Source organism: Micromonospora noduli, assembly GCF_003264475.1.
GTDB lineage: Bacteria > Actinomycetota > Actinomycetes > Mycobacteriales > Micromonosporaceae > Micromonospora > Micromonospora noduli.
Genome location: NZ_PYAC01000041.1, coordinates 121492 through 143472, shown reverse-complemented (window position 1 = coordinate 143472; position 21981 = coordinate 121492). Strand labels below are relative to the sequence as shown.

Below are 21981 nucleotides of genomic sequence, written 5' to 3'. Positions count from 1 at the left end.
CCCCTGCTCACGCGACCGGCATCACCTGGCGGGGGTCGGAGATCGTGTCGTCGGCGTCGTAGGCGATCGCGTTGGTCACCCGCACGACACCACTGACCTGCCCCGCGAGTCGACCGGCGAGGTCGACGGCGGAGCGGCGGTCCAGCCGACCGGCCAGAGTCACGTCACCGTGGCGGACCTCGACCGTTACCAGTCCATCCCGCACGGCGAGCACCCGGCGAAGCACCTCCTGGACCACGTCCTCCCGAATCTCGGCGTCCGACCGCAGGTGCACCCGCAGCAGGTCGGCACGACTGACGATCCCGACCAGCCGGCCCAGGTCGTCCAGCACGGGCAGCCGTTTGACCTGCTCGCGGTCCATCAGCCGGGCAGCGGCGGACAGCATCGCCTCCGGATCGGTGGTGACCGCCGGCGCGGTCATCAGGTCGCCGGCCAGCAGGGCGGCACTCTTCCCACGGGCACCGCGCCGACGGCGGCTCTCGAAGACCCGTCGCAGCGCCGGATCACCGGCGCGCTCGACCCGGTGCAGCAGATCAGCCTCGGACACCACCCCCAGCACCCGGCGGAAGTCGTCGATCACGGGCACCGCGCTGACACCGCGGCGCAACAGCACATCGACGATCTCCCGGTACGGGGTCTCGGCCACCACGGTCTCGACCTCCCGGGTCATCACGTCACCCACCTGCCAGGTCCTCATCACGGCCTCCCTCTCCTGGTCCATCTCGGACGCTACGACCGAGCGCCGACGGTCGTCAGGGCCGCCGGACCGGACCGGAGGGGGTCGAACGTCCCGAGCAGGTGCGGTCTGTCGGCCCTGCCGTCGAGAACGCCGTGGGCGTCCAATGGAGATGCCACCGGGAAGCGCGGTGCGAAGCTGAGAAGGGACGTGGAGACCATGATCGCGACGATCGAGCGGGTCACCGCCGATAACACCGCTGCGAAGGCCGGCACCGCTCACGAGCGGGCCGTCCGGTACATCCTGGCCGGCACCCGGCTGGCGCTCGGCTGGATCTTCCTCTGGGCCTTCATCGACAAGATGTTCGGCTTCGGGATGGCCACCGAGTCGAAGAACGCCTGGATCAACGGGGGCAGCCCCACCAAGGGATTCCTGACCTTCGGCGTGACCGGCCCGTTCAAGGATCTCTACGCCGGGATCGCCGGTGCCGCCTGGGCGGACTGGCTCTTCATGATCGGCTTGGCCGGGATCGGTGTCGCGCTGCTGCTCGGCATCGGTATGCGGGTCGCCGCCGTGGCCGGTGGGCTGCTGCTGGTCATGATGTGGACCGCCGTCCTGCCTCCGGAGAACAACCCCTTCATGGACGACCACCTGATCTACGCGGCGGTGCTGGCGGTCCTGGCGCTGGTCAACGCCGGCGACACCTGGGGTCTCGGCCGCGTGTGGGCGAGGCTGCCGATCGTCCGGCGGATGCCCTGGCTGCGGTGACACGGCACACCTCCCTCGGCGGGCGTCACCAGCATCGGTGACGCCCGCCGCGTCGTCGTCCCACCGTCCGGGCCCGCAGCGCCACCGGGACAGTCTGTGCACGACCGGCGGACGGGCCGCGGAGCAGGTTGCGGGTCCGCCGCACATCGGTGAGGGGTGATCCGGCAGGATCGACGGTGACCGGACACATCACCCAACACGGCAGGAGATCCCCGTATGACCCAGGCAGCAGGCGCCCAGTCGGGCAAGCCCGAGGTTGGTCCGATCGAGGGTGCACCGCCGGCCGACCTCGTGATCGAGGACATCACCGTGGGCGACGGCCCGCAGGCCGAGCCGGGCCAGTTGGTCAGCGTGCACTACGTCGGCGTGTCGCACTCCACGGGCGGCGAGTTCGACTCGTCGTGGAACCGGGGCGAGGCGTTCGACTTTCCGCTCGGCGGCGGCCAGGTCATCGCGGGCTGGGACCAGGGCGTCGTCGGCATGCGCGTCGGCGGTCGCCGTCGCCTGATCATCCCGCCGCACCTGGGGTACGGCGACCGGGGCGCCGGCGGCGTCATCAAGCCGGGCGAGACGCTGGTCTTCGTCGTCGACCTGCTCGGCGTGAGCTGACCGATTGTGGGGGTCGCCGGCCCACGCCGGCGGCCCCGCGTCCGGGTGTGAGCGTGGGAGTCCGCCTCGTCGACGGGGGTCAGGCGGCCAGTTGCAGGTCGGTGGTCGCGACCACCGGGCGACGCGCGGCCTCGATCGGCGAGGTCAGCTCCAGAATCGGCATCACGCGATGCAGCCCGCTGACGCGCAGCACCCGCGCCACCACCGGGCTCGGGTCGACCAGGACCAACTCTCCACCGCAGGCCCGCACGCGCAGATGCGCCGCGAGCAGCGTGCGAACGCCAGCGGCGGAGAGCAGCCGCAGCCCGGACATCTCGAGTTGAAGCACCGGGCGGGCCGGCGCGGACCACAGCGCGGACCGGAACGCGGCCACCGTGGCGATGTCGACCTCGCCGGCCACCCGCACGAGGACCATCTGGTCACCCACGCTGACCTGCACGTCCAGCCGGTCGCTGTGCTCTTCCATGCCCAGAAATCTAGCCGCCACCACCGACACTTTCGCCCCTCCGCGGAGTGATTCCGGGTACGCCCAGGGGCATACCCCGAGGCGCTCCACCTCCCTCTCGGGGTGGAGTCAGGGGCCCGCGCGGCGCGCCGCGCGGCCTCGGAACCCGGGGGTCGGCCGGCATTCGGGTGGAGAATAGGTCGATGCTGATCCCCCGGCCCCGGCCGCCCCGGCTGATCCGCCCCGTCCGCGAGCCGGCGACAAGCCCTCCGGCGCTGGCCGGGGCATGGGCCCCCACCGACCGCCGGCTCGACGAGGCCGAGTTGCTACCCCTCCCCGCGGGCGCCGTCGGCCCCGAGGACGTGCTGGTCGACCGCTCCGGACGGGTGATCAGTGGCGACGAGGACGGTCGGCTCTGGTGGTGGCCGGTCGACGCGCTGGCCGGCACCCCACCCCGACTGCTGGCCGAGACGGGGGGCCGTCCGCTCGGCATCGAGCTGGACCCGTCCGGCGAGGCCCTGGTGGTCTGCGACGCGTACCGCGGGTTGCTGCGGGTCACCCCGGACGGCGCGGTACGCGAACTGACCGGAACGGCACCCCCGGTGCACCTGGCCAACAACGCGACGGTGGGCCGGGACGGCACCATCTACTTCACCGACAGCTCCGACCGGTTTCCGGTCTCGCACTGGAAGCGGGACCTGCTGGAGCACCGTCCCAACGGTCGGGTGCTGGCCCACCATCCGGGCAGCGGCCGCACCGAGGTGGTGACCGACGGGCTGTACTTCCCCAACGGGATCGCGCTGACCCCGGACGAGTCGGCGCTGATGCTGGTGGAGACCAGCACCCACCGGCTGCTGCGGGTCGAGCTCAGCGGCGGTGTGCGGGTCCTCGCCGACCTGCCCGCGTACCCGGACAATCTCGCCTCGGTGGGCGACGGGACGTACTGGATCGCGCTGCCCAGCCCTCGGGTGCCGATCGCCGAACGGCTGCTGCCCCATCCGCGGCTGCGCCAGATCGCCGCCCTGCTGCCCGACGCGATGCAGCCGCAGCCACGCCGCTACGGGCTGGTCGCGCTGGTCGACGAGGCGGGAACGGTCCGCCGGACGCTGCACGGTCCGAACGGGCACTACTCGATGATCACCGGGGTACGCCAGCACGGCGACCACCTCTGGCTGGGCAGCCTGACCGGATCCGGGGTGGCCCGCGTACCCCTGGGGTGATGGCCACGGGCGGTGACAGGGCCGGTCCCGCCCGCGTACCCCTGGGGTGACGGGCGGGGGCTGCGGACGGCGACAGGGCCGGTCCGCCGTGGTGGCGGGCCGACCCTGTCCTGCCGTCAGCGGTGTCTCAGCGGCCGCTGACCGACGGCGCCGGTGCGGGCGATCCGCCGGCCACCGCGCCCGGGTGCGCCGGGGCGACCGGCACGGGCTTGAGCCCGGGCGGCACCGGCAGCGCGCTGCCCCGGGCGAACTCGTCCCAGCTCACGTTCCACGCGGTCCAGCCGTTGCCCGGCTGTAGCTCCACCTCGGTGCCCTTGACGGTGACCAGGTCACCAACCTGCGTCACCCCCATCAACCAGTCGGCCGCGGTGGCGGAGACGTTCGCGCAACCGTGCGAGACGTTGGTGTTGCCCTGGTCCCCCTCCGACCAGGGGGCGGAGTGGATGAACTCGCCGCCCCAGGTGTAGCGCTGGGCGTCGTCGACATCGACCACGTAGCCGCCGTCCGGCTCACCCCGGGTGTCGAAGGTGACCCGCTCGTGCTTCTCCATGATCACCATCTTGCCGCTGGAACTCGGCGTGCTCGGCTTGCCCAGGCTGACCGGGATCCGGCGGACCTGCTTGCCGTCGCGCAACACGGTCATCTGCTTGGTGGCGTTGTCGATCTCCAGCGAGACCTGCCGCCCGATCTTGGAGGTCGCGGTCCGCTCGGCGTCGCCGACCAGTTTCTTTCCGATCGGCAGACCCTCCAGACCAGCCCGGACACTGATGGTGGTCCCCGGCTTCCAGAAATCGGGAGCCCGGTAATAGACCTGACTTCCATCCTCAAGCCACGACCAGGTGCCTGGTTGCGGCGGATTCGTCTTTACGAACAACCGCCGCTGGACATCCGCCCTGGCCTCTTTTGGAATTCCTGGGTCGAACGCCACCGTTACCGGCATCGCCGTGCCGTACGTCCGATTGCCGTTGAAATAGAGCGTGCTGGTGATCTGCGGCTTGGTCGATTTGGCCATCGTCGTGAACGTGGTGGTGCGGGTGGTGGTGGCACCGGAGTCACCGGTCGCGGTCACCTCGGCGGTGTAGGTCCGTCGTGGTTGCAGCGGGGCGCTCGGCACCCAGCCGGAGCCGTCCTCGCGCGGCTCGGCGTTGACCTGCTTGCCCTTGTCGTCGGTGAGGCGTACGCCGGTGACCCGCCCACCCTTGACCACGGTGCCCACCTCGGCGCTCACCGGGACGTCCCGGGCCTTGTCCCCCGGCGTCACAGCGAGTTCCGGTGGGGCGGCGTGCTTCTTGGCCGAGCCGGTCGCCGAACCCCGGTCGGCGGTGCACGCACCCAGGACGAGTGGTGCGGCTGCGATGGTTACCGCCAACAGCGTCAATCGCCGCCTAGACGTCATGTTCAGTCCCCCCGTTTTCGACTTCCCTCCGCCACATTCTTGCCCGATTGAGGGGACCATTCGCGGCATTCGGAAATAATCGGCAGCGCATTTACCGGAGCATTTTCCGACAATGTTACAATTGGCGGATCAGGGGTTGAACTGGCCTGTGTCATGCGCTTTGCTCCGCTTGAGCGACGCAACGTCGACTGTCCGGATGGTGGGGGTGGTGGCACCTGGGGGTGACCTCCGGCGCGCACCCGGCACAGGGCATCGGTTGCGTGGGGAGTTGGCGCCACGAGGCGCGACCGGCCCCCCGTTCGCCTGGATCGCCCGGCCTGTCACCACCTACCCGAATCAGGCCTGAGCCCGCGAACCTTTTGTCCGCTTCCTGATCGCTGCGCGGTCGATCCGCTTCATGATCGACTCGACTTCAAGGAAGTCGCGGTATCCCGGTCGTCCTGACACCGCGACTTTCATGAACCCGAGTGGATCACGCGCTGGGGCGGGGCGGGGCGGGCCGGGCGGGGCGGCGCGGGCGGGCCGGGCGGGCCGGGCGGGGCGGGCGGGCCGCGCGGCGTGGCGGCACGGGAAGTAGAAGGTCAGGCCGGGTGGCGCACCTCGTGGGCGGACTTTTGTCAGTTGAAGCGAAACTTCCGGCGAACGCGACAAAGCTTTGCCTTCGTCCGGGGGCAAGGGTAAGGTCTCGATCTAGATAGAGGGTTGCCCATTCGTCGATCAACTTGCCGCCACCTCTGCCGGGTCGCCGCGTTCCGCTCCCGATGGGTCCGGGCCGCACCCGCGCCGTCCCTCACCGTCCAGCCGGAGCCCGCCTCCGGCCGGTTCGGCGCGCCCGGCGGACGGCAGTCAGGTCGACCGCCGCCGACGGCGTACCAGCCGTCAGGAAGGGACCACCACCATGGATCAACAACTCAACCGACCGGAGCCGACGCCGGCGTCCGAGCCGGTCAGCCGGCGTGGAGTGCTGCGCGCCGCGACCGTCTCCGCGGCCGCTGTCGGCGCCGCCGGTCTGCTCGGCGGCACCGCCGTCGCCGCGCCCGCCGCATCCACCGGGCAGGCCCAGGGCCGCCGCCGGGTGCCGGTGGACCGGATCAGCATTCAGCTCTACACGCTGCGCGATCAGCTCGCCGCCGACCTGCCCGGCACCTTGGACGCGCTGCGTCGGATCGGCTACCGGCGAGTGGAGCACGCCGGTTTCGTCGGACGCACCGCCGCGCAGTTCCGGGCCGCGCTCGACGAGGCCGGGCTGCGTTCCACCTCCGGGCACGTCGGCATCCCGCAGCCGTTCGACGCCGCCACCTGGGAGCAGGCTCTCGCCGACGCCAACGTGGTGGGCTGCAAGAAGATCGTCCACCCGTACTTCGGTCGGGACGCGAGCGGCCAGCCGATCCGGGACCCCGCCGTCTACCGGGCCCTGGCTCGGGACCTGAACCGCGCCGGCAGGCTCGCCGAACGCGCGGGGCTCGACTTCGGCTACCACAACCACCAGCTCGAGTTCGTTCCGCTGACCGGCGGCTCGACCGGGTTCGACATCCTCAGCTCGCAGACCGATTCCCGGCTGGTCCACTTTGAGCTCGACCTCTACTGGACCTGGCGGGGCGCCCACGACCCGGTCGACGTGATCCGGGCCAACCGCGGTCGGATTCGCCAGGTGCACGTCAAGGACCTCGACGTCGAGGGTGGTTTCGCCGACCTCGGCGACGGCGTCATCGACTTCGGCCGCATCTTCGCCCACGAGCGGGAGGCCGGCATCGAGGAGTACATCGTGGAGCGTGACGACGCGGGCACCGCGCCGCGCTCCCCCGCCGACGCCCTGGACACCGCTCGCGTCGGCTTCGACTATCTCGCTTCACTTCGGTACTGAAACCACCCCGGGGGACTCACCTGATGAACAGGACCGCATTCGCCTCCGCCCTGCTGCTGGTGACGGCCGGTCTGGCCGTACCACCGTCGGCAGTGTCCGCAGCGCCGGCCGCGCCGCCGGACAGCAGCTTCCAGAAAGTGACACTGAACGACTTCCCGGGCGAGCCGATGAGCCTCGCCGTCCTGCCCGACCTGCGGGTGCTGCACACCTCCCGCACCGGTGAGGTCCGCATCCACGACCCGCGCACCGGGCTGAACACCCTCGCCGCCGACATCCCGGTGTACGAGCACGACGAGGAGGGGTTGCAGGGGGTCGCCATCGACCCGAACTTCGCCCAGAACAAGTGGGTGTACCTCTACTACTCGCCGCCGATGGACACTCCGGTGGACGACCCGGCGACCCCCGGTGTCAACGAGGGGGACGCGCCGGAGACCGGCACCGAGGCGGACTGGCAGCGATTCAAGGGCGCGCTGCGGCTGTCCCGGTTCAAGCTGGACGGGATGAAGCTCAACCTCGCCAGCGAGCAGCAGATCATCGACGTGCCCACCGACCGGGGCATCTGCTGCCACGTCGGCGGCCAGATCGACTTCGACAGCAAGGGCAACCTGTACCTGTCGACCGGTGACGACACCAACCCGTTCGCCTCCGACGGCTACATCCCGATCGACGAGCGGGCCGACCGCCACCCGGCGTACGACGCCCAGCGCACCTCGGCCAACACCAACGACCTGCGCGGCAAGCTGCTGCGCATCAAGGTGAAGGCCGGTGGTGGTTACACGGTGCCGGCCGGCAACCTGTTCAAGCAGGGCACGGCGCAGACCCGCCCGGAGATCTACGCGATGGGGCTGCGCAACGCGTTCCGGTTCGCCGTCGACAGGCGTACCGACAACGTGTACGTCGGCGACTACTCGCCGGACGCCTCCAGCCCGGACCCGGAGCGCGGCCCGGCCGGTCACGGCCGGTGGATGCTCGTCGACAAGCCGGCGAACTACGGCTGGCCGTACTGCGTGACGCCGACGATCGCCTACCGCGACTACGACTTCGCCACCGGCGAGTCCGGCGCCAAGTTCAACTGCAAGCGCCCGGTCAACGACTCACCGCACAACACCGGCAAGCGCGTGCTGCCGCCGGTCGAGCAGCCGGAGGTCTGGTACGCGGCCGCCCCCTCGGCCGAGTTCCCGCAGCTGGGCACCGGCGGCATCTCTCCGATGGGTGGCCCGGCGTACGACTACGACGGAACCAGCACGTCGCGCACCCGCTGGCCGGCCTACTACGACGGGGTGCCGCTGTTCTACGAGTGGTCCCGCGACTACATCAAGGAGTTCCGCCTCGACGAGGACGGCGACGTGACGGACATCCGTCCGGTGGCGCCGTCGCTGGTGGTGGACAACCCGATGGACATGGAGTTCGGCCCGGACGGCGCGCTCTACGTGCTGGAGTACGGCGACGGTTACTTCGCCGAGAACCCGGACGCGCAGCTGTCCCGGATCGACTTCGTCCGGGGCAACCGGACGCCGATTCCGAAGATCAGTGGCACCCCGACCGTCGGGCAGGCCCCGCTGACCGTCGCGTTCTCCAGCGCCGGCACGACCGACCCGGACGGTGACAAGCTCAGCTACGCGTGGGACTTCAACGCGGACGGCTCGGTGGACAGCACCGCTCCGAACGCGAGCTGGACGTTCCCGGAGAACGGCTCGTACACGCCGACGCTGAAGGTCACCGACCGCACCGGACGGTCCGCCTCGGCGTCCCTGCCGCTGGTGGTCGGGCCGACCGCGCCGGTCGTCGAGTTCGTCGCCCCGGAAGCCGGGCAGCCGTTCCAGTTCGGGCAGACGGTCGCGTACGAGGTGAAGGTCACCGACGATCTGCCGGTGGACTGCTCCCGGGTGAAGGTCACCTACGTGCTCGGGCACGATGAGCACGGGCACCCGCTCTCCACCTCGACGGGTTGCTCCGGGACCATTCCCACCTTCCTGGACGGTGGGCACAGCGGCGCGGACAACCTGACCGCGGTGTTCGTCGCGGAGTACACCGACGCCCCGACGGACCCGGGCGTACCCCCGCAGTCCGCTTCGGCGACGGTGGTGCTGGACCCGACCCCGGTGGCCGGTCTGGCCGGCTGATCAGTTCAACCACGACAGTGGCGGCGGCCGGATCACTCCGGCCGCCGCCACACGTCGTTGAGCTCCGAGATCTCGCCGGCACCATCGCCCGTCCAGACGGCGGCCGGCGGCGGGTCAGCTCCAGTCGCTGTCCACGTGATTGTCCCGCCATCGTCCGCCCACCGGCGGGGTGTCCAGTCGCATCCCCTCGTCGGCGTTGCCGGCCATGTCGTTGTCCTCGACCCGGCAGTCCACGCAACTGCCCCGCTCGGTGATCCACAGCCCGTGCGTCTGGGTCGGGTTGTCGTGGTTGTCCCAGACCCGATTTCCCCGGATGGTGGCCGAGTCGAACGGCGCGTCGATGGTGATGCCGGCCCGCAGCTTCGGCGCGGCGGCCAGTTCGTACCCGCATCCCGGCGGTGGCACGTCCCCGCTCCACGCGCTGAACGCGTCCGGGCGGACCGGGGCGAGGGTGAGTTCGTCGCCGGTGTTGGAGGCCACCGTGGCCACGGCCTTCCCGACCCGCAGGACCTTTCCCCGGTGCCCGTCGTGCGGCCAGTTGGCCGACCGGTCCACCAGGCACCGCTCGCTGTAGTGGACGGCGTCGCCGGTACCGCCGGTGCCCTCGCCGTACTGTCGTCCGTTGTTGCGGATCCGGTTGTTGAGCAGCACCGCGTCGGTCATCTGGTGGTCGACGCGGATCGCGTCGAGGCCGTTGCCCCAGAACTCGTTGCTCTCGATCACCACGTCCCGGATCGAGCCCCGGTAGCCGCGCCCGAGGTCGTGCGAGTGGTAGCCGTGCCGGCCGTTGCCGCTGATCCGGTTGCCCCGGACGGTGTACGGGCCGGGGCTGTTGCCGATGCTGACCCCGTCGCGCAGGTTGCCGTCGATGACGCAGTCGGTGAGCAGCCCACCCCGGCCGGCCACTGACGAGGTGCCCTGCGACGACACGTCGAAGCCGGCCTCCAGGTTGCCGGTCATCGTGCAGGCCGAGACGATCAGACCGTCGGCGCCCCAGTCGGAGATGCCGAACCGGTTGCCCTGACTGTGGCAGCCGACGATGCGGTAACCACGGGGCGGTTCCCAGTAGTCCTTCTGCAGCTCCAGGAAGATCCCGTTGGTGCCGTTGGCCAGGGCGGTGCAGTTGGCGATGGTCAGCCGCTCCACCGCTCCCCAGCCACCGATGCCGATCCCGATGCCGGCGCCGCCCATCTGCTCACCGTTGTCCAGTCGGCCACAGCCGACCACCACCACGCCGTCGATCAGGGAGTCCTGGAGGAAGTCGCAGCCCAGCCCGGTGGCGGCGGTGTGGTGGATGTAGAGGTTGCGGAAGACTCCCCGCACCACGTACTGGAGGCCGAGGCCCTTGGCCAGGTAGTTGTACTCGGCCATGGCGACGCCGGAGCCGTCGATCTGGAAGTCGGAGAAGGTGCAGTCGGCGATGTGCCGGTCCCGGTCGGCACCGTGCTGCACTGTGGTCCAGAACGCCAACGGGGTGGGGTCGGCCCGGTTGCCCTCGTTGCTGAGCATGAACCGGGTCGCCGCCGGGCCGGCCCCGATCAGCGAGACGCCGCTGCGCCACACCGTGCCCGCGTCCCGGATCGAGTAGATGCCCGGCGGGCAGTAGATGACCCGGGCCCGTCCGTCCGAGGCGTACCCGGCGCCGAGGCGGTCCACCAGGGCGGCCAGCGCCGGCTGGTCGTTGGTCGCGCCGTCACCGGTCAGCCCGTACTCCAGCGCGTCGCAGTACAGCGGCGCGCCGGCCGAGGCGGGCCGTCGTACCCGGACCGAGTTCAGTAGCAGCTCGTTCGCCACGGCCACGGGCGGGCTCCCTTCGACGCGTTCGGTGCGCTCCGGCGGGGCCGACTTCCCGGTGAGGCCGCCGGGAAACCCCGGCCCGATGACGCCGCGGGGAGCTCTGGACGTGCGCCGGCCCCGGCGCCGCACGGGCGGCGCCGGGGCCGAGGGGGTACGCGTCAGACGGCGGCGATCAGCAGCGCCGGTCGCTCCACGCAGTCGGCGACGTGCCGCAGGAAGCCGCCGGCCACCCCGCCGTCGCAGACCCGGTGGTCGAAGGTGAGGCTGAGCTGGGTCACCTTGCGGACGGCGAGCTGCCCGTCGACCACCCACGGCTTGTCCACGATCCGCCCGACCCCGAGCAGGGCCGCCTCGGGGTGGTTGATGATCGGCGTGGAGCCGTCGACGCCGAACACCCCGTAGTTGTTCAGCGTGAAGGTGCCGCCGGTCAGCCGGGCCGGGGGCAGGCTGCCGGCCCGCGCGGCGGCGGTGGTCGCCGCCAGTTCGGCCGCCAGCTCGGCGGTGGTGAGCCGCTGGGCGTCGCGCAGCACCGGCACCAGGAGCCCCCGGTCGGTCTGCGCGGCGATGCCGAGGTGCACCCCGGCCGACTGGACGATGCGCTGCGCCTCGGTGTCGACCCGGGCGTTGAGCTGCGGGAACCGGCGCAGCCCGCTGAGGCAGATCCGGGCCAGCAGGGCCAGGATGCTCACCGGCGCGTCGGGCGTCGCGGCGTTGATCGCGGCGCGGGTCTCCAGCAGCCCGGTGGCGTCCACGTCGACCCAGATGGTCACCTCCGGGATCTCCCGCCGGCTACGGGAGAGCTTGTCGGCGATCACCTTGCGGACGCCGGTCAGCGGGACGATGACGTCACCGTCACCGTCACCGTCCGGGGACGACCCGACCTGCGGGTCCGGCACGGCGGCGAGCCGGGCGGCGGGCGCGGTCAGCGCTGCCTCCACGTCGGCACGTCGGATCACACCCCCGGGCCCGGTGCCCCGCACCGTGTCGAGGTTGACGCCGTGCTCGCGGGCCAGCCGCCGCACGATCGGCGAGATGACCAGGGCGGCGGTAGGCGGTGCCGGGTCGCCGGAAGCGACACCGGCAGCCGCGCCGGTCGGGCCGTTCGGGCCGGTGTCGGCCGGTTCGGGGGCCACCGCCAGGCGGGGCCGACGCCGACGGCGGGTGGCGGTGCCGTGACCGGTGCCGTACCCGATCAGCACGTTGCCGGAGCCGGCGCGCTCCTCCTCGCGGTAGGTGGCGTGCCCGGCGGGCTCGTCGCCCCCGTCCAGCGGCGCGATGGTGATCAAAGGCTGGCCGACCGGGCGTACCTCACCGGCCGCGCCGTGCAGGGTGACCACCCGCCCGGCGTACGGGCAGGGCACGTCGACGACGGCCTTGGCGGTCTCCACCTCGACCACGCTCTGGTCGACGGTGACCACGTCACCCACGGCGACCCGCCACTCGACGATCTCGGCCTCGCTCAGCCCCTCGCCCAGGTCGGGAAGGAGGAAGACCTGCGTCCGTTCGACGGTGGTCATGCCGCCGCCCAACGCGCGTCCGGCTGGTCGTTCCACTGGAGGCGGGCCACCGCGTCGAGCACCCGGTCCACGCCGGGCAGGTGGGTGTGCTCCAGCATCGGCGCCGGGTACGGGATGTCCAGTCCGGCGACCCGCAGCACCGGGGCGTGCAGCGCGTGGAAGCAGCGCTCCTGCACCCGGGCGGCGATCTCCGCGCCGACGCCCGCGAAGCCGGGCGCCTCCTGGATCACCACGCACCGGCCGGTACGCCGGACCGAGGCGGTGATGGTCTCGTCGTCGAACGGCACGATGGTGCGCACGTCGACGACCTCGAGGTCCCACCCCTCCTCCCGGGCTGCCTCGGCGGCCTCCAACGCGACCGGCACCGCCGGCCCGTACGCCACAAGGGTGGCGTCGCGTCCGGGCCGGCGCACGACGGCCCGGCCGAACGGCTCGTTGCGGGTCGGCAGAGACGCCTCGGCGCTGGCGAAGTAGAGCTTCTTGGGCTCCATGAAGACCACCGGGTCGGGGTCCTCGATGGCCTCGCGCAGCAGCGAGTACGCGTCGTCGACGGTCGCCGGGGTGACCACCTTCAGCCCGGGGGTGTGCGCGTAGTACGCCTCGGACGAGTCGCAGTGGTGCTCGACCCCGCCGATCCCGCCCGCGTACGGCACGCGGATGACGATCGGCACGCTCAGCGCGCCCCGGGTGCGGTTGCGCAGCTTCGCCACGTGCGAGGCGATCTGCTCGAACGCCGGGTACGCGAACGCGTCGAACTGCATCTCGACCACCGGGCGCAGGCCGGACATGGCCATGCCGACGGCGAAGCCGACGATGCCGGCCTCGGCGAGGGGGGTGTCGAAGCAGCGGTTCTCGCCGAAGCGGGCCTGGAGGCCGTCGGTGATCCGGAAGACGCCGCCGAGCGCGCCGACGTCCTCACCGAAGACGATGACCCGGTCGTCGGCGGCGAGCGCGTCGGCGAGCGCGGTGTTGAGCGCCTTCGCCATGGTGGTGGCCATCAGGCGTCACCCTCCTCGGCGTGGGCGGCGGCCAGCTCGGCGCGGACCTGCTCACGCTGTTCGATCAGTTGCGGGGTGGGTTCGGCGTAGACGTGGTCGAAGAGGCTCAGCGGGTCGACAGTGGGCTGCTCGTTCATCCGGGTCCGCAGCTCCGCCGCGTACGCCTCGGCCTGCTCGGCGATCTCGGCGACCGCCGCGTCGTCGAGCACGCCGCGGGCGCGCAGGTAGGTCTCCAGCCGGGCGACCGGGTCCCGGTCGCGCCAGGCGTCGACCTCGGCGCCGTCGCGGTAGCGAGTGGCGTCGTCGGCGTTGGTGTGCGGCTCCATCCGGTAGGTGTGCGCCTCGACCAGGAACGGTCCCTTGCCGGCCCGGGCGTGGGCGACCGCGCGGGTGAGCACGGCGAGCACCGCGACCGGGTCGTTGCCGTCGACCTGCTCGCTGGGTACGCCGTAGCCGACGCCCTTGTATGCCAGCGACGGCGCGGCGGTCTGCCGCGACAGCGGGACGCTGATGGCGTACTTGTTGTTCTGCACGAAGTAGACCACCGGCGCCTTGAACACGGCGGCGAAGTTGATCCCCTCGTGGAAGTCGCCCTCGCTGGTGGCGCCGTCGCCGATGAAGGCCAGCGCCACGGTGTCGCGACCCTGGTACGCCTCGCCGTGCGCCAGCCCGGCGGCGTGCACGCACTGGGTGGCGAGGGGCGTGCACTGCGGGGCGGTGTGTACCTCGGTCGGGTCGTAGCCGCAGTGCCAGTCGCCGCGCAGCAGGGTGAGCACCTCGACCGGGTCGATGCCTCGGGCAACCAGCGCCATCGATTCGCGGTACGTGGGGAAGACCCAGTCGGTGTCGCGGACCGCGAGGACCGCGCCGACCTGGCACGCCTCCTGGCCCCGCGAGGACGGGTAGACGGCGAGCCGGCCCTGCTTGGTGAGGGCGGTCGCCTGGGTGTCGAAGCGGCGGCCGAGCACCATCCGGCGGTACAGCTCGCGCAGCACCTCGGCAGGTGGTTCGGGGTAGTCGGAGCGGGCGGGCAGCGGCGTGCCGTTCTCGGCGAGCAGGCGGACCGGCTCGGCGTCTGGCAGCAACGAGCGCGCCGGGTCGGGCGGGGTGACCGTTCGACGGGTGCGCGGGGATGCCCTGCGGACCGCCTGGGGAGTGGTCGTCACGGCGGAACCTCCTGGGACGTGTGGTGAGCCTATGCTTCCGCTTGTGGATGATTGACTCAAGATCGACACAGAAGGCGGGACGGTTGGCATGCGGAGGACCCATCAGTGAGCCAGGAGACCGCCGACGAAGCGAGCCGGGGCGCGGGAACGGGACGATCGGCCCGAGCCCTGGACGAGGTCGACCGGCGGATCCTCGACGAGCTGGTCCGCGACGGTCGGACGTCGGTGCGCACCCTCGCCGAACGGATCCACATCTCCCGCACCAACGCGTACGCGCGGGTGGAGCGGCTGCTGCGCGACGGGGTCATCACCGGGTTCCGGGCCCAGGTGGCGCCCGAGGCGGCCGGGCTGGGCACGTCGGCGTACATCGCCCTGACCATCGAGCAGAACACCTGGCGGGAGGTGTCGGCCGAGCTGGCCCGGGTGCGCTACATCGAGCACGCCGCGCTGCTCGGCGGTGACCACGACGTGCTCGCGCTGGTGCGCGCCCCGGACAACGCCGCGCTGCGCGACGTGGTGCTGGGCCGGGTGCAGAGCATTCCCGGGGTGCTGTCCACCCGCACCTGGCTGGTCTTCGAGGAGTTCGACGGGCTTGGCAGCCCCTGGGCGTGACCGCCGGGCTCAGCGCTCCGGCGGGGCCTCCAGCCCGTCGCGGTCGGCCAGCTCCAGCAGCGGCTCCAGCGAGTGCCGGTCACCGTCCAGGCCGGCGTGCGGGTCGCCGCGCTCGGCGAACCGGGCCGGCATGCTGAGCACGTCGAAGTCCTCCGGACGGACCTGGTCCAGCTCCGACCAGTCCAGCGGCGCGGAGACCAGCGCGGCCGGCGTCGGCCGGATCGAGTACGCCGAGGTCACCGTGTGGTCGCGGGCCATCTGGTTGTAGTCGACGAAGACCGGCCGGTCCCGTTGCTCGCGCCACCAGGTGGTGGTGACCAGGTCCGGCAGCCGGCGCTGCATCTCCCGACCCAGCGCGAGCACCGCCCGACGGCATTCACCGAAGCTCCACCGCGGCTCGATCGACAGGTAGACGTGCAGCCCTCGACCGCCGGTGGTCTTCGGATAGCCGGTCATGCCCAGCTCGGCGAGGAACGCCCGCACCTCGTGCGCCACCGGCACCACCTGCTCGAAGCCGACGCCGGGCATCGGGTCCAGGTCGATGCGCAGCTGGTCGGGGCGTTCCACGTCGGCGGCGGTGACCGGCCACGGGTGGAACCGCAGGGTGCCCAGGTTGGCCGCCCAGATGACCACGGCCAACTCACTGGGCGCGACCTCGTCGGCGGTACGGCCACTGGGGAAGGTGATGTGCGCGGTCCGCACCCACTCGGGCGCGCCGGCCGGCAACCGCTTCTGGTAGAACGCGTCGCCCCGGTTGGTCTGCCGGGTGGCGATCGTCGCGCCCTCGAAGACACCGCGCGGCCAGCGTTCCAGCATGGTCGGCCGATCCCGCAGCGCCCGCAGGATGCCGTCGCCCACCGCCAGGAAGTAGCGGACCACGTCCAGCTTGGTCAGCCCACGCTCGGGAAAGTACGGCTTGTCGGGGCTGGAGACGCGGACCAGCCGCTCCCCCACCTGGATCTCCTCCGCCGCCGTGGCCACGCCACCGAGGGTACGACGCGCAGGCGCGCCGCACTGCCACCGAGCGGACACAGGTGCGGCGCGGCGCCGGTGGAGCTGCCCGTCGACGGCGAGACTGCCGCGCTCGATCAGTCGATCAGCAGCACGCCGACCACGATCAGTGGCAGCCCGACGAAGAGGAAGATGCCGACCCCGGTTAGCACCCGCCCGCCGCCGGCAGTCTCGCGCTCCCCTGCGGCGCCGAAGATGGCGCGCGGGCCCAGCATGCCGATCCGACTCATCGTCAGGTCACCCGTCACACCGAGGAGCCCGCCTACCACTATCAACGCGATGCCCAGCCGGGTGGTGTACTCGCCGCCGGCGACCGCCACCCAGATCCCTGCCGCGACCGCGACCAGCACCCCGGCGATCACGAACAATAGAAGCGCTTCCCGCAGACCTCGCACGATAGTCATCGTCGACACATCCCCACCAGTCGCCCCGCCCACATTGTTCCGCATCAAACTGTCGTGGCGCTGCCCCGAAGCCGACAACTGTGGTTGGCGATTAGTTGTGTCAATCCCTTCTACGGTGGGGGCGGCGCGACGCCGACCGGACACGGTTACCGTCGGCGGTGCCCGGGTAGGGGGGCCGCATGGCGGAACTGGCAACCCTCTGGATCGTCCGGCACGGCGAGAGCACCGCGAACGTCGCGGCGACGCACGCCGAGGCGTCGGGCGCGGAGCTGATCGACCTCACCCACCGCGACGCCGACGTGCCGCTCTCCGCGACGGGCGAGGAGCAGGCTCGGGCGACCGGCCGTTGGCTGGCCGAGCTGCCGGACGCGAAGCGCCCGGACGTGGCGGTGGTCTCGCCGTACCTGCGCGCGGTGCAGACCTCGCGGCTTGCGCTGGCCGGCACCGACATTCCCGTCCACCGCGACGAGCGGCTACGCGACCGGGAGCTGGGCATCCTCGACGGGCTGACCGGGCACGGGGTGCGCCGGCGGTACCCGGACGAGGCCGACCGCCGGGAGCGGTTGGGCAAGTTCTACTACCGGCCGCCGGGCGGGGAGTCCTGGACCGACGTGGCGTTGCGGCTGCGGACCCTGCTGGGCGACCTGCGCCGCGACCACGAGGGGTGCCGGGTGCTGCTCTTCGGCCACGACGCGCTGGTCTTCCTGCTTCGCTATCTGGTGGAGGGATTGACCGAGGACGAGCTGATGGCGCTCACCCGGCAGGACGTGATCGCCAACTGTTCGATCACCGAGTGGTCGGCCGACGACGAGGGCCGCCTGGCCCTCACCGCCTTCAACGATGTCGCGCACCTGCGTCAGCAGGGCGCCCAGCCGACCAGGGAGGACGAGATCCATGCCGAGCCGGTCTGAGGTGAGGGTGATCACCCCGGCGTTGCTGCGGGACTGGGCGCTGCCGGTGCCGGTCGGTGGAAAGGAGAGCCGGGGCACCGTGCTGGTGGTCGGCGGTTCCCGCTTCACGCCGGGCGCGGTGCTGCTCGCCGGGGTGGCCGCGTTGCGCGCCGGCGCCGGGGTGCTCCAACTGGCCGCCGCCGAGTCCACCGCCGCCGCGCTGAGCATCCAGGTGCCCGAGGCGCTGGTGGTCGGGTTGCCGGAGACCCCCGACGGCGCAGTGGCCGCCGACCGGGACGGCCAGCTCGGCGACCTGGTCACGCAGGCCGACGTGGTGGCGGTCGGCCCCGGCCTGAAGGCGATCGACGAGACCAACCGCCTGCTGAGCCTGGTCCTGGAGGCGGCCCGTCCGGACACGTCACTGGTGCTCGACGCGTACGCCCTCGGTGCGCTCAGCCACGCACCGGACCTGCTGGTCGGCTCGGGTCGGCCCGTGGTGCTCACCCCCAACGTCACCGAGGCCGGGCACCTGCTCGGACGGGAGCCGGGCGACGACCTGGACGCCGAGGCGGCCGAGTTGGCCGCGCGGTACGAGGCGGTCGTGTCGCTGTACGGGCACGTGGCCGCCCCGGACGGTCGGGGTTGGCGGGAGGAGAGCGGCGACGCCGGGCTGGGCACCTCCGGCAGCGGGGACGTGCTCGCCGGGTTGCTGGCGGGCCTGCTGTCCCGGGGTGCCGACCCTGCGCAGGCGGCCTGCTGGGGCTCGTTCGCGCACTCGGTGAGCGGCCAGCGGCTGATCCCCCGCTACGGCCGGATCGGCTTTCTGGCTCGGGAGTTGCTCGACGAGATCCCCCGCACCCTGGCGATGGTCTGAGGCGGTTTCACCTGTTTCCGCATTCGGCGTTGGGGTACCGGAACCCCACCAGCCGAGACTTTTCAGGGAGGTCATAGCGGTGTCGACCGATGCCATCGTCCTGCTCAAAGAGGACCACAAGGAAATGCGTCGCCTGTTCAAGGCCTTCCAGGACGCCGAGGAGGGGCCGGCGAGCCAGCGGCAGAAGCTGGTGGACCAGATCCTGGAGGCACTGACCGTGCACACCTACCTGGAGAACGAGGTGATGTATCCGGAGGTCCGCCGGCTGCTGCCCGACCTGGAGGACGACATCCTCGAGTCGTACGAGGAACACCACGTCGCCGATGTGCTCTGCGCCGAGCTGGCCAGCATGAACGCCGACGACGAGCGGTTCAACGCCAAGACGACGGTGCTGATCGAGAACGTCACCCACCACGTCGAGGAGGAAGAGCAGGAGTGGTTCCCCAAGGTCCGCGACGCGCTGGGCCGCAAGCAGCTCCAGGAGATCGGCGAGAAGATGATCGCGCTGCGCGCGGACGCGCCGCGTACCCCCACCGCGCCGAAGGCGATCAAGAAAGCGCTCGATGCGGTGACGGCCTGAGGCACCCGCTCACACCGAAGGGCCCGGCATCACGCCGGGCCCTTCGTCGTGCACCGCGGGTCAGCTGCCCGATCCCGGCTCGGCCATCCGGCGGTGCTGCTCGGACTTGAGCTTGTCCGGAATGATCTTGCCGGCGGCGGTCTGCACCTTGTTCATCAGCGAGCCGGCGGTGATCGTCTGATCACCCCTCATCATCGCCTCGAAGCCCTGCTCGGCGACCTTCGCCGGGTCGTCCTTCCTGCCCGAGCCCACCCGGGTGTCCTCCATGTCGGCCCGGTCGAAGAACTCCGTGTCGGTCGGCCCGGGCATCAGCGAGGTCACAGTGACGCCGGTGTCCTTCAGCTCGTTGCGCAGCGCCTCGGCGAAGGACTGCACGAACGACTTCGACGCGTTGTAGACCGCCTGGAACGGCCCTGGCATGGTGGAGGCGATCGACGAGGTGAAGAGGACCCGGCCCGCGCCCCGCTCGACCATCCCGGGCAGCAGCCGCTTCGCCAGGTGCACCGTCGAGCGCACGTTGAGGTCGACGATCTCCAACTCGTCAGCGAGGTCGGTGCCGCCGACGAAGGCGCCACCGGCGCCCCGACCGGCGTTGAGCGCCAGCGCGTCCAGCGGCCGTCCGGTCGCGGTGACGGCGGCCACCAGTTCCGTCACGCCCTGCTCGCGGGCCAGGTCGACGCGGACCGACCAGATCTGCGGGCCGCCGTCGCGGCGCAGCTTCTGCGCGGCCGCCTCGATGCCGTCGTCCTCGGCCGCGATGACCAGGTCGAAGCCGTGCTCGACGAACTGCGCCGCCAGCTCGTACCCGATCCCGCTGGAGGCTCCGGTCACCAGGGCGAGCGGCCGGTCGGAGGTGGGTGTGGTCATGTTCTCGACTCCTTCTGTGCGAACCCTGGCCGCACCCGTGACGGTGCGGTGGTCCCCTACCGTGTGCCCCGCGACGCATCGCCCAATCACGTCGGCGGGGTCGCCTCCCGGAGGGCGGCCCGAACGGCCGGTTCCGGCCCGGTAGGATCCTCCCGGGCCGTTACTGGCGCGTGGGGATGGAGAACCATCGGGGAGCGGCCTCGTCACGTGGACGTTTGCCGAGCGCCTGGGCCTTCCCGCACGTCTGTTGGAGGTCGCATGTCTCGCAACGCCGAATCCACCGCATTCCGGAGTGCCCTTGAGGTGATCCGGGCTGTCGAGCCGCGGGTCGCCGACGCCATCGGCGCCGAACTGACCGACCAGCGGGAGTCGCTCAAGCTGATCGCCAGCGAGAACTACGCCTCCCCGGCGACCCTGCTGGCCATGGGCAACTGGTTCAGCGACAAGTACGCCGAGGGCACCGTCGGGCGCCGCTTCTACGCCGGCTGCCAGAACGTCGACACCGTCGAGGCGCTCGCCGCCGAGCACGCCCGGGAGCTGTTCGGCGCCGCGCACGCGTACGTGCAGCCGCACTCGGGCATCGACGCCAACCTGGTCGCCTTCTGGGCGGTGCTGGCCGACCGGGTGGAGTCCCCCGCCCTGAAGAAGGCCCAGGTCCGCCAGGTCAACGACCTCACCGAGGCCGACTGGTTCGCGCTGCGCCGCGAGCTGGGCAACCAGCGGATGCTCGGCATGTCGCTGGACGCCGGCGGCCACCTCACCCACGGTTTCCGGCCGAACATCTCCGGCAAGATGTTCGACCAGCGCAGCTACGGCACCGACCCGGCGACCGGCCTGATCGACTACGACCGGGTGGCCGAGGCCGCCCGCGAGTTCAAGCCGCTGATCCTGGTGGGCGGCTACTCGGCGTACCCCCGGAAGGTGAACTTCCGGATCCTGCGCGAGATCGCCGACTCGGTCGGCGCCACCTTCATGGTCGACATGGCGCACTTCGCGGGCCTGGTGGCCGGCAAGGTGTTCACCGGCGACTTCGACCCGGTACCGCACGCGCACATCGTCACGACCACCACGCACAAGTCGTTGCGCGGCCCGCGCGGCGGCATGGTGCTCTGCCAGCCGGAGTTGGCCGACCAGGTGGACCGGGGCTGCCCGATGGTGCTCGGCGGTCCGCTGCCGCACGTGATGGCAGCCAAGGCGGTCGCGCTCGCCGAGGCCCGCCGGCCCGACTTCGCCGACTACGCCCAGCGGATCGTCGACAACGCGCAGGCGCTCGCCGAGGGGCTGCTGAGCCGGGGCGCGACGCTGGTCACCGGCGGCACCGACAACCACCTGGTGCTGATCGACGTGTCCGGCTACGGGCTCACCGGCCGGCAGGCCGAGCAGGCCCTCCTCGACTCGGGCATCGTCACCAACCGCAACTCGGTCCCGCAGGACCCGAACGGCGCCTGGTACACGTCCGGCATCCGGATCGGCACCCCGGCTCTGACCACCCGGGGCCTGGGCACCGCCGAGATGGACCAGACCGCCGAGCTGATCCACACCGTGCTGACCCAGACCACCGCTGGCGCCAACGCCGACGGCACCCCGTCGAAGGCGAAGTACAACCTGGACGCCGGCCTGGCCGACAAGATCGCCCGCCAGGCCACCGATCTGCTGGCCACGTACCCCCTCTACCCCGGCATCGACCTGAGCTGAGCGGCGGCGCCACCGACGGCAACGTCGCCCGTGGCACTTGCTCCAACCAGCGATATACCTCTGAGTCATGGTTATGACCCAGAGGTATATCGCTCACTGAGGTGAGTGCCACCGGCGGCGGGACCGTCGCAGGCAGGTGGCCCTCAGGCCATCGGGCGTTTCAGGTGGTAGCGGTGGACCTCGGTGCTGCCCTGGACGTTGTTGACGTCCTCGGCGGCGGAGACCAACTCCCACCCCTCCCGGCCGGCGCGGTTGAGGTGCGCGATGGCGGTGTCGCCGTAGGCGGTGATGTCCTTGCGTGACCCGTCCGGCGCGTACCAGACGAACGAGACGTGAAAATTGCGGCCCTGTCCCTGATAGCGACGGACGAGCAGGGCGTACTCCCAGGCAACCATGCGGCTTATTATGACCGTCCAACCAGGACGGCGGTATGCGGGTCGTCGCGCATTGCCATCCCATGAACGCGGTG

Annotated in this window: 21 protein-coding genes and 1 riboswitch; of the genes, 10 read left to right on the top strand and 11 right to left on the bottom strand. The window is 71.4% G+C overall.

What is annotated here, in order from left to right:
* Positions 1 to 7 precede the first annotated feature (7 nt).
* A complete protein-coding gene (locus MED15_RS28195; RefSeq protein WP_112587878.1) occupies positions 8 to 697 on the bottom strand; it encodes a CBS domain-containing protein in 690 nt (229 codons plus the stop codon).
* A 189-nt stretch (positions 698 to 886) separates the two neighbouring features.
* Here MED15_RS28195 and MED15_RS28190 point away from each other — a divergent pair, with 189 nt between their 5' ends.
* Together MED15_RS28190 and MED15_RS28185 are read left to right on the top strand one after the other, a co-directional pair.
* Positions 887 to 1444, top strand: coding sequence for a DoxX family membrane protein (locus MED15_RS28190; protein ID WP_112587181.1), 558 nt, complete (start codon positions 887 to 889; stop codon positions 1442 to 1444).
* Positions 1445 to 1660: 216 nt separating this feature from the next.
* Positions 1661 to 2053 carry an FKBP-type peptidyl-prolyl cis-trans isomerase gene (locus tag MED15_RS28185; RefSeq protein WP_091397734.1) on the top strand — a complete coding sequence of 131 codons (393 nt, stop codon included), beginning with the start codon at positions 1661 to 1663 and terminating at the stop codon, positions 2051 to 2053.
* Between the two features lie 79 nt (positions 2054 to 2132).
* Here the strand turns inward: MED15_RS28185 and MED15_RS28180 are convergent, their stop codons facing one another.
* On the bottom strand, positions 2133 to 2519 hold the full coding sequence (locus tag MED15_RS28180) for an STAS domain-containing protein (RefSeq protein WP_112602065.1): 387 nt from the start codon (positions 2517 to 2519) through the stop codon (positions 2133 to 2135).
* A 182-nt stretch (positions 2520 to 2701) separates the two neighbouring features.
* Here MED15_RS28180 and MED15_RS28175 point away from each other — a divergent pair, with 182 nt between their 5' ends.
* Positions 2702 to 3718, top strand: a complete 1017-nt coding sequence (locus MED15_RS28175; protein WP_112724799.1) for an SMP-30/gluconolactonase/LRE family protein — start codon at positions 2702 to 2704, stop codon at positions 3716 to 3718.
* A gap of 127 nt (positions 3719 to 3845) precedes the next feature.
* Here MED15_RS28175 and MED15_RS28170 read toward each other — a convergent pair whose 3' ends face one another.
* Positions 3846 to 5114: a L,D-transpeptidase gene (locus MED15_RS28170; RefSeq protein ID WP_112587187.1), complete on the bottom strand. Its 1269-nt coding sequence runs from the start codon at positions 5112 to 5114 to the stop codon at positions 3846 to 3848.
* Between the two features lie 898 nt (positions 5115 to 6012).
* Here MED15_RS28170 and MED15_RS28160 point away from each other — a divergent pair.
* Positions 6013 to 6978, top strand: a complete 966-nt coding sequence (locus MED15_RS28160) for a sugar phosphate isomerase/epimerase family protein (protein WP_112587189.1) — start codon at positions 6013 to 6015, stop codon at positions 6976 to 6978.
* A gap of 23 nt (positions 6979 to 7001) precedes the next feature.
* On the top strand, positions 7002 to 9101 hold the full coding sequence (locus tag MED15_RS28155; protein ID WP_112587191.1) for a PQQ-dependent sugar dehydrogenase: 2100 nt from the start codon (positions 7002 to 7004) through the stop codon (positions 9099 to 9101).
* A gap of 114 nt (positions 9102 to 9215) precedes the next feature.
* Here MED15_RS28155 and MED15_RS28150 read toward each other — a convergent pair whose 3' ends face one another.
* From MED15_RS28150 to pdhA, 4 genes are all read right to left on the bottom strand, one after another.
* Positions 9216 to 10895, bottom strand: a complete 1680-nt coding sequence (locus MED15_RS28150; protein WP_112587880.1) for a right-handed parallel beta-helix repeat-containing protein — start codon at positions 10893 to 10895, stop codon at positions 9216 to 9218.
* A gap of 161 nt (positions 10896 to 11056) precedes the next feature.
* A complete protein-coding gene (locus MED15_RS28145) occupies positions 11057 to 12427 on the bottom strand; it encodes a dihydrolipoamide acetyltransferase family protein (RefSeq protein WP_112587193.1) in 1371 nt (456 codons plus the stop codon).
* Positions 12412 to 13416, bottom strand: a complete 1005-nt coding sequence (locus tag MED15_RS28140) for an alpha-ketoacid dehydrogenase subunit beta (protein WP_181518385.1) — start codon at positions 13414 to 13416, stop codon at positions 12412 to 12414. Before MED15_RS28140 ends, MED15_RS28145 begins: the two co-directional genes overlap by 16 nt.
* Positions 13413 to 14579: a pyruvate dehydrogenase (acetyl-transferring) E1 component subunit alpha gene (pdhA, locus tag MED15_RS28135; RefSeq protein ID WP_373861094.1), complete on the bottom strand. Its 1167-nt coding sequence runs from the start codon at positions 14577 to 14579 to the stop codon at positions 13413 to 13415. The genes MED15_RS28140 and pdhA overlap by 4 nt, the downstream gene beginning before the upstream one ends.
* A gap of 105 nt (positions 14580 to 14684) precedes the next feature.
* Here pdhA and MED15_RS28130 point away from each other — a divergent pair, with 105 nt between their 5' ends.
* On the top strand, positions 14685 to 15191 hold the full coding sequence (locus MED15_RS28130) for an Lrp/AsnC family transcriptional regulator (RefSeq protein ID WP_091397703.1): 507 nt from the start codon (positions 14685 to 14687) through the stop codon (positions 15189 to 15191).
* A 9-nt stretch (positions 15192 to 15200) separates the two neighbouring features.
* Here MED15_RS28130 and MED15_RS28125 read toward each other — a convergent pair whose 3' ends face one another.
* Positions 15201 to 16172, bottom strand: a complete 972-nt coding sequence (locus tag MED15_RS28125) for a DNA polymerase domain-containing protein (RefSeq protein ID WP_112587884.1) — start codon at positions 16170 to 16172, stop codon at positions 15201 to 15203.
* A 107-nt stretch (positions 16173 to 16279) separates the two neighbouring features.
* Complete coding sequence (locus tag MED15_RS28120; RefSeq protein ID WP_091397696.1) at positions 16280 to 16606, bottom strand: hypothetical protein; 327 nt, start codon at positions 16604 to 16606, stop codon at positions 16280 to 16282.
* A gap of 179 nt (positions 16607 to 16785) precedes the next feature.
* Between MED15_RS28120 and MED15_RS28115 the strand changes: the two genes are divergently transcribed.
* The 3 genes from MED15_RS28115 (at position 16786) to MED15_RS28105 (ending at position 18950) form a co-directional block, all read left to right on the top strand.
* A complete protein-coding gene (locus MED15_RS28115) occupies positions 16786 to 17517 on the top strand; it encodes a histidine phosphatase family protein (protein ID WP_112737373.1) in 732 nt (243 codons plus the stop codon).
* Positions 17501 to 18370 carry an NAD(P)H-hydrate dehydratase gene (locus MED15_RS28110; protein ID WP_112730161.1) on the top strand — a complete coding sequence of 290 codons (870 nt, stop codon included), beginning with the start codon at positions 17501 to 17503 and terminating at the stop codon, positions 18368 to 18370. The genes MED15_RS28115 and MED15_RS28110 overlap by 17 nt, the downstream gene beginning before the upstream one ends.
* Positions 18371 to 18449: 79 nt before the next feature.
* Positions 18450 to 18950 carry a hemerythrin domain-containing protein gene (locus MED15_RS28105; protein WP_091397687.1) on the top strand — a complete coding sequence of 167 codons (501 nt, stop codon included), beginning with the start codon at positions 18450 to 18452 and terminating at the stop codon, positions 18948 to 18950.
* A gap of 60 nt (positions 18951 to 19010) precedes the next feature.
* Here the strand turns inward: MED15_RS28105 and MED15_RS28100 are convergent, their stop codons facing one another.
* Positions 19011 to 19817 (bottom strand): SDR family NAD(P)-dependent oxidoreductase, encoded by an 807-nt coding sequence (locus tag MED15_RS28100; RefSeq protein WP_112724794.1) that lies wholly within the window; start codon positions 19815 to 19817, stop codon positions 19011 to 19013.
* A 149-nt stretch (positions 19818 to 19966) separates the two neighbouring features.
* Positions 19967 to 20056, top strand: a riboswitch (ZMP/ZTP riboswitch).
* 19 nt (positions 20057 to 20075) lie between these two features.
* On the opposite strand from MED15_RS28100, the gene MED15_RS28095 reads away from it, so the two are divergent.
* On the top strand, positions 20076 to 21512 hold the full coding sequence (locus MED15_RS28095) for a glycine hydroxymethyltransferase (RefSeq protein ID WP_112587203.1): 1437 nt from the start codon (positions 20076 to 20078) through the stop codon (positions 21510 to 21512).
* 143 nt (positions 21513 to 21655) lie between these two features.
* Here the strand turns inward: MED15_RS28095 and MED15_RS28090 are convergent, their stop codons facing one another.
* A complete protein-coding gene (locus tag MED15_RS28090) occupies positions 21656 to 21916 on the bottom strand; it encodes a hypothetical protein (RefSeq protein WP_091397680.1) in 261 nt (86 codons plus the stop codon).
* Positions 21917 to 21981 lie beyond the last annotated feature (65 nt).

Bases quoted from the DNA above. Each gene is read 5' to 3' on its own strand.
- MED15_RS28170 (WP_112587187.1), bottom strand. From the start codon at position 5,114: ATGACGTCTAGGCGGCGATTGACGCTGTTGGCGGTAACCATCGCAGCC.
- MED15_RS28110 (WP_112730161.1), top strand. From the start codon at position 17,501: ATGCCGAGCCGGTCTGAGGTGAGGGTGATCACCCCGGCGTTGCTGCGG.
- MED15_RS28185 (WP_091397734.1), top strand. From the start codon at position 1,661: ATGACCCAGGCAGCAGGCGCCCAGTCGGGCAAGCCCGAGGTTGGTCCG.
- MED15_RS28120 (WP_091397696.1), bottom strand. From the start codon at position 16,606: ATGACTATCGTGCGAGGTCTGCGGGAAGCGCTTCTATTGTTCGTGATC.
- MED15_RS28195 (WP_112587878.1), bottom strand. From the start codon at position 697: ATGAGGACCTGGCAGGTGGGTGACGTGATGACCCGGGAGGTCGAGACC.
- MED15_RS28180 (WP_112602065.1), bottom strand. From the start codon at position 2,519: ATGGAAGAGCACAGCGACCGGCTGGACGTGCAGGTCAGCGTGGGTGAC.
- MED15_RS28155 (WP_112587191.1), top strand. From the start codon at position 7,002: ATGAACAGGACCGCATTCGCCTCCGCCCTGCTGCTGGTGACGGCCGGT.
- MED15_RS28175 (WP_112724799.1), top strand. From the start codon at position 2,702: ATGCTGATCCCCCGGCCCCGGCCGCCCCGGCTGATCCGCCCCGTCCGC.
- MED15_RS28115 (WP_112737373.1), top strand. From the start codon at position 16,786: ATGGCGGAACTGGCAACCCTCTGGATCGTCCGGCACGGCGAGAGCACC.
- MED15_RS28095 (WP_112587203.1), top strand. From the start codon at position 20,076: ATGTCTCGCAACGCCGAATCCACCGCATTCCGGAGTGCCCTTGAGGTG.
- MED15_RS28160 (WP_112587189.1), top strand. From the start codon at position 6,013: ATGGATCAACAACTCAACCGACCGGAGCCGACGCCGGCGTCCGAGCCG.
- MED15_RS28100 (WP_112724794.1), bottom strand. From the start codon at position 19,817: ATGACCACACCCACCTCCGACCGGCCGCTCGCCCTGGTGACCGGAGCC.